Origin of the sequence: Meiothermus cerbereus (assembly GCF_051297115.1) — a bacterium.
Taxonomy (GTDB): Bacteria; Deinococcota; Deinococci; order Deinococcales; family Thermaceae; genus Meiothermus; species Meiothermus cerbereus_A.
Window position 1 is genome coordinate 1 of record NZ_JBEVAL010000112.1, and the last position, 5,555, is coordinate 5,555.

At 64.1% G+C, this 5,555-nt stretch carries 6 protein-coding genes; all 6 read right to left on the bottom strand.

Translation table 11 applies throughout. The annotated features are described in order from the left end of the window. Nucleotides 1-226 precede the first annotated feature (226 nt). The 6 genes from ABWU19_RS14105 to ABWU19_RS14130 are packed head-to-tail and all read right to left on the bottom strand — an operon-like array spanning nucleotide 227 to nucleotide 5,267. Nucleotides 227-484 carry a hypothetical protein gene (locus ABWU19_RS14105; RefSeq protein WP_435902293.1) on the bottom strand — a complete coding sequence of 86 codons (258 nt, stop codon included), beginning with the start codon at nucleotides 482-484 and terminating at the stop codon, nucleotides 227-229. 7 nt (nucleotides 485-491) lie between these two features. Next, nucleotides 492-920 (bottom strand): hypothetical protein, encoded by a 429-nt coding sequence (locus ABWU19_RS14110; RefSeq protein ID WP_435902294.1) that lies wholly within the window; start codon nucleotides 918-920, stop codon nucleotides 492-494. A gap of 46 nt (nucleotides 921-966) precedes the next feature. Continuing rightward, nucleotides 967-2,787 (bottom strand): menaquinone biosynthesis decarboxylase, encoded by a 1,821-nt coding sequence (locus ABWU19_RS14115; RefSeq protein ID WP_435902295.1) that lies wholly within the window; start codon nucleotides 2,785-2,787, stop codon nucleotides 967-969. 10 nt (nucleotides 2,788-2,797) lie between these two features. After that, nucleotides 2,798-3,322 (bottom strand): hypothetical protein, encoded by a 525-nt coding sequence (locus ABWU19_RS14120; RefSeq protein WP_435902296.1) that lies wholly within the window; start codon nucleotides 3,320-3,322, stop codon nucleotides 2,798-2,800. A gap of 35 nt (nucleotides 3,323-3,357) precedes the next feature. After that, nucleotides 3,358-3,684 (bottom strand): YraN family protein, encoded by a 327-nt coding sequence (locus ABWU19_RS14125; protein WP_435902297.1) that lies wholly within the window; start codon nucleotides 3,682-3,684, stop codon nucleotides 3,358-3,360. After that, entirely contained in the window at nucleotides 3,681-5,267 is a 1,587-nt protein-coding gene (locus ABWU19_RS14130) for a PASTA domain-containing protein (protein ID WP_435902298.1), read from the bottom strand. The genes ABWU19_RS14125 and ABWU19_RS14130 overlap by 4 nt, the downstream gene beginning before the upstream one ends. Between the last annotated feature and the right edge of the window lie 288 nt (nucleotides 5,268-5,555).

A 5,555-nucleotide genomic window follows, 5' to 3' on the forward strand; every position in this document is an offset into this window, starting at 1 on the left:
GAGTTTCCCCAGCTTGGAGGCTTTGCAAGAGCGTCTGGCAGAGCGGTGTGTCTATCTCCAGGAGCTCCCCGAGGTCATCCGGGGGGTGGCGGGGTTCGGGTGGATTCCTGAAGAATGACTATCTATCTAAGGTTGGTATTAGCCGGAAATCGTCGAATATGTAACGCAATTGCTTGAAGAAGCCTACCGGGTAAAATTGCCGTGAGAGGCTTTATCTGGAACGACTTTAAGGGCCAGCCAGTTTCTGGTAGGAAAGGGGGATGAGCTCGAGCTCGAGTTCAAAGTCTTCGTTCACCTGTCTGGCTTTTCCCTGGCGCACCAGCAGGTGCAGGGTCTGGCTCACGTACTGCTGCACCCGTCGCAGCGGCAGGGTATCGGGGCTGAGTTCGGGCCGGTGAAGCTTTAAGAATGCCCGCTGAAAAGAGGGCAGCTCCGCTAGGGGTATCCGGGCCTCAAGCTCTGACCACCGCAAACGCTGGCTCATCGAGGCCTTATTTTGCCTTACCGAAGACAAAGACCAGCTCGTCGCCTTTGCGCACCACGAACAGGATGGCCGCCCTGCCCGCCCCGTCGGTGAGGTCGTAGCGGGTGCGCACCTCGCCTGCAACCTGGGTTTCCTGCTGATTCCCCACAAAATAACCTGAGGCCGCAAAGCTGGTCAGAATCTGTTGGACAAATCCGGCTTGCAGCCGTGCGGCCAGGCCTTTGGCGGCGTAGACTTCCAGATTGAACCGGCTGGCATCGGGGATCCGGGCCACAATGGCCTCGCTGCCGCGCCCGGCCCTGAACGAACCCGATGGAAAGCGGACGCTGGCGTCCAGGCTGGAAATAGTGGCGGCTACGGTGGTTACCTCGACGAGGGTCTGGGCCAGGGCTGGCACGCCCAGCAGGAGCAACAAGCTAAGGAAGAGGGGCTTCATACCACAGAGATTAGCGGCTGGCGGGCAGGCTGGCGGGTTATTTGAGTCAGGGCTGGGCCATGGGCGCGCCTTTGGGCGGTAAGGGGGGTAGTCCCAGACGGTTCCAGCGCTCGTCTACCCGCCGCACCATTTCCGGCGACATCACGATTTTGGGCGGCCAGCGGCGGGTAAAACCCTCCTCGGCCAGTTTGCGGGTGCCGTCCAGCACCAGCACCGGGCCTTCCACGCCCGGCAGCACCCAGGCATCGCGCTCGGGGTCGATGTTGTTGAGCACCGCCCACATGACCTCGTCGAACTCGAGGGCGGTGTCGCTATCGGTCAGGAGTAAGAGGCGGATACCGGCACTCTGGGGGGTTGCCAGGAGCGCCTGGGCCACTTCCCGCGCCTGGTGGGGGCGGTTTTTCTCCAGCGTTGCCATCCAGATGCCGGGCAGTTGCTTCTGCCGCACCCCTGGAATGCCCGGCAGGCTGGGGTGGGCCCTGGGGGTAAAGGGCAGGGGGCCGCCTTCTTCGTCTAGCTTGGTGGTGCCATCGATAATCAGCTTTCCGCCGTAGCCCATGGCGCGGGAGGAGTGATCGAGCACATCGATGGGGCCGCGCGAGACCAGGGTGTCGCGCCCCGGCACGGCCCTGAGCAAAGCGGCCTGCAGGGCCTGGGGGCCTTTGAGCGGGGCCCCGGCGTCCAGCACCACAATCACCTTGGCGAACATCATCTGGCCCAGCCCAAACAGGCCGTTGGCCACCTTGTAACCCTGACCGGGGTAGCGCTTCTCGATGCTCACGTTGACCCAGTTGTGGGCTACCCCGGCGGGCGGCATGTGGTAGTCGTGGATTTCCGGCAGGATGAGCTGGGCCGCGGGCAGAAAAAGCCGTTCGGAGGCCTCGATCAGATAGGCGTCCTCCATGGGGGGCCGGCCCACAATGGTGGCGGGGTAGATGGCGTTTTTGCGGTGGGTAATGGCGGTAACGTGGAAGCGGGGGTAGAGGTCTTCTAAGGTATAGAAGCCGGTATGGTCGCCAAAAGGCCCCTCCACCACCAGGTCTTCGGCGGGGTCGATGTAGCCCTCCAGGATGAACTCGGCCTCGGCAGGAACCGGCAGGTCCACGGTTATGCCACGGGTCAGCTCGACCGGCTGCCCCCGCAGAAAGCCAGCCAGGTTGAACTCGTTCACGCCCGGAATAGGGGGTACGGGGGCGGTGGCGGCATAGGTCAGGATGGGGTCGCCACCCAGGGCCACGGCCACTTCCAGCCGCTTGCCCAGCTTTTTGGCCTTGTCGTAGTGCCGCCGCCCTACCTTGTGCAGCTGCCAGTGCATGGCGGTGCTTTGCCTGTCCAGCACCTGCATGCGGTACATGCCAAGGTTAAGCTCTCCACTTTCTGGGTCTTTGGATATTACCAGTGGCAGCGTGAGGAAAGGGCCGCCGTCCAGGGGCCAGCACTTGAGGATGGGTAGCCGGGAGAGGTCTACCTGGTCGCCTCGCCAGACCACCTCCTGTACCGGCCCACCGCGCACTTTTTTGGGGAAGAAGCCCTTGAGCTCCCGGAGCTTGGGCAGCAGGGCCAAGGCTGCCTTGAGGCCGCCCTTGCCAGGGCTAATGTTCATCAGGCTGGCAACCCTTACAGCCAGGTCGTCCAGGCTTTTCACACCCATGGCCCGCGCGGTGCGCTCGGCGGTGCCAAACCCCCCGATGAAGACTGGGAAGTTGCGGCCCTCCACGTTTTCGAAGAGCAAGGCCGGGCCGCCCGACTTGACCATGCGGTCGGCTATTTCGGTGATTTCCAGCTCACAGGAGACCGGTTCTTTGATACGAAGGAGTTCCTGGCGGCGCTCGAGGTCGGCGATGAAGGCCTGAAGGTTCTTATACATCTGCTTTAGATTACGTCCTGAAGCGGCCCTTGACTGTGGGTTCGGGCAGGGGTTGGGCCTGGCCCTTCAGGTTCTTGAGCCTGGGTTTGATGGGGACGGCCACCGCACGCAGCTCGGCCTCGAAGACGAAGGGCTGTTCGTAGAAGAGCAGGCCCTGGGCGGTGCGCAGGTAGGGCGCCAGCGCCTCGCCGTAGCCCAGGCGCGAGGCCAGCTCGAGGCCGCTGTGCCGCAGGGTAAGGGTCTGGCCGGGGCCAAGGGGGCCGGGGTGGGCCAGCACCAGGGTCTTGCGATCGCGCAGGCGCAGAAACCCCACCTCGAGCAGGTGCAGGGGGCGGGTGTCCTGGCACTGCAAGAAGAGCTCGAGGGTGGTGCGGGCCACCAGCGGGAGGGGCCGGACCAGCAGGGGGCGTTGCAGGCGGGTGGGGTGCAGATACAGCCAGAAGCGATGAACCTGAATGGCCTGTTGGGGCAGGGGCGCGGGCAACGCAGGACCCTTGTGAAGCGCCCTAAGCTTTCGGATGAGCTTGCCCAGCATAGAGGTTAGTATAGGGCGGGCTGGGGGGCCGTGCCTTAATCCAAGCGCAGGTGCTCGAGGCGAAACTTCTCTGGCGTGCCATACACCAAGACCGCCTCGAGCCGCACCGGCAGGTCATCCCGCCCCAGCAAATAGAGAACCGACTGGTAGATGCGCCGATACTTGGTGGGCGTGAGGGCCTCGAGGGGTGTGCCGAAGGTGGTTCCCCGCCGTTGCTTGACCTCAACGGCCACATAAACCGGCCCGTCCCGCATCCAGAGGTCTATTTCGCCAAATGGCGTGCGCTTATTCTGCCCTAGCAGAACATACCCTTTGGCCTGCAGGTACGCGCAGGCCCGTGCTTCAGCCCAGGCACCCTTCACAGTGGGGTTTCCAGTACCTGCTCACCGTTGACCACCACCCGCAGCACCGCATTGCCGCGCACCACAATCTCCTGGCTAAAGCTCCAGGGCTGTTGCACCGGGCCTTCAAACACGGTGTTGACCAACACCTCGTCCTGCACGGTGATGACCACCACGGCGCTCGGGATGTTTTCCGGCAGGGTGTAGCTCACGTTTACCCTTCGCTCCTGCAGCCCGGCGGGTGTGGGGGATGGCGCGGGCGGGTTGGCGGGCTGGGGGATGGGGGTGGGTTCAGGTGGTCGCGGCGGCTCCAGCCGGGGAGGCGCGAAGGGGGAGGCCTTGGGTAGGGAGGCCACGGGCTGGGCCGCCACCAGGACGCGCACGACCGTTTCGCGGGACAATACCACGCCTGGGCCGGGCTCCTGGCTGATCACCAGCCCATCGGGTGCGCCCGAGGCCACCCGCACGACCTGGGCCTGGAGTTCGGCTACCGTAAGGATGTAGCGGGCTTCATCTTCGGTGAGGCCGGTGAGGTCGGGCAGCAGGGTTTCGCGCGCCGGGGGCCGGGCTCCGCTAGAGACCAGCAGGCGCACCCCCTGGCCAGGGGGGAGGGCATGGCCTTCGCGGGGAATGCTGGACAGAACGGTGTCGGCGGTATCACCCGAGGCGATGCGGGTGATGCCAGCAAGGCGATAGCCTGCAGCCTCGAGGGCCTGGCGGGCATCCTCGAGCGAGCGCCCGCTCAGGGTGGGCACGCTGCCAAAGCGGGGTTTGTTGATGACCAGCTCGAGCCTCCGTCCCGGTTTGACGCGGGTGCCGGGGTCGGGGGTCTGTTCCAGAATCTGGTCTTTTGGTAGCGAGACATCGCTGCCCTCGGCAAACTCCACCTTGAGGCCGTAGGCGCGTACCGCCTCGAGGGCCTGCCGGGGGGTCTTGCCCACCAGGTCGGGCAGGATGTACTCCGGCGGGTTCAGGTAGCGGTCTGCGGCCTGCCACAGAGCTATGCTGCCTATAACCAGCATCAGCAGGCCGGGAAGCCAGCCGGGCCAGTTTGCACGGTGGACAGGCTTTGGGGGGCGGGATCTGGTTTCGCCGATGCGGGAGGGTGGGCTGGGTTTGCGGGGCATCTCGACCTTGGCTGGGGGTGGTTCAATGGGAAGGGCGGGAAGATTGGGGCTCAGGTCGGTGCGGCTCGAGCCTCTGGGGGATGGGCCGATCTGGGGGCGCAGCTTCCCAACCAGGGGCCGCCCACTGACTTCGGTGACCTCGAGGTCGCTTTCCTGGTAGCCAAAAGGCTCCAGTACCTCCAGTATCGGCTTGAGCCGCCGGGCCTTGAGCGCTGCTTTGGCCTGTTCGGGCCAGAACACATAGTAGCGCCCAGGGTTGGCCGAGACCAGCACCCCCTGGGGTAAAAAACCCTGGGCCTCGAGCCGGCGAATGGCGTTTTTGTAGCGGTGAAAGGCGGTGCGGGCCTCAGGCGTATGCACTTCGAACCAGTACAACTGCCCCTTGATTCCCTCTGGTGTTTGCACCCAGTACGGGCGCAAAAAACCCTGAGGGGGCTCTTCGCTCAGAATGGTGAACTTATCGTCCAGTAACGACACCACAAGCGATTATACAGACCACCTCGAGGGCTTTATGAGCGGCTGCGCTTTGTGGTGTGCTGTGCAAGGAGGCATCGCCCGCTTTTTGCTGCGGGCATAGGCGCGGCCAGAGGATGCCATGCCAAACCGGCTTTTGTTGTGCTGTACGCATCAAGCGAAAAATGGCTTGCAAAAACGCTTTCCTGTAGCCCAGGCTCGGGTGTGTCCTGGATTTAGGCAACTAGGCTGCAGCGGGGAAAGCGGCGTGTCGGACGGCGTGGAAAGGTATGACGGGGCTGTGGGAGAAGA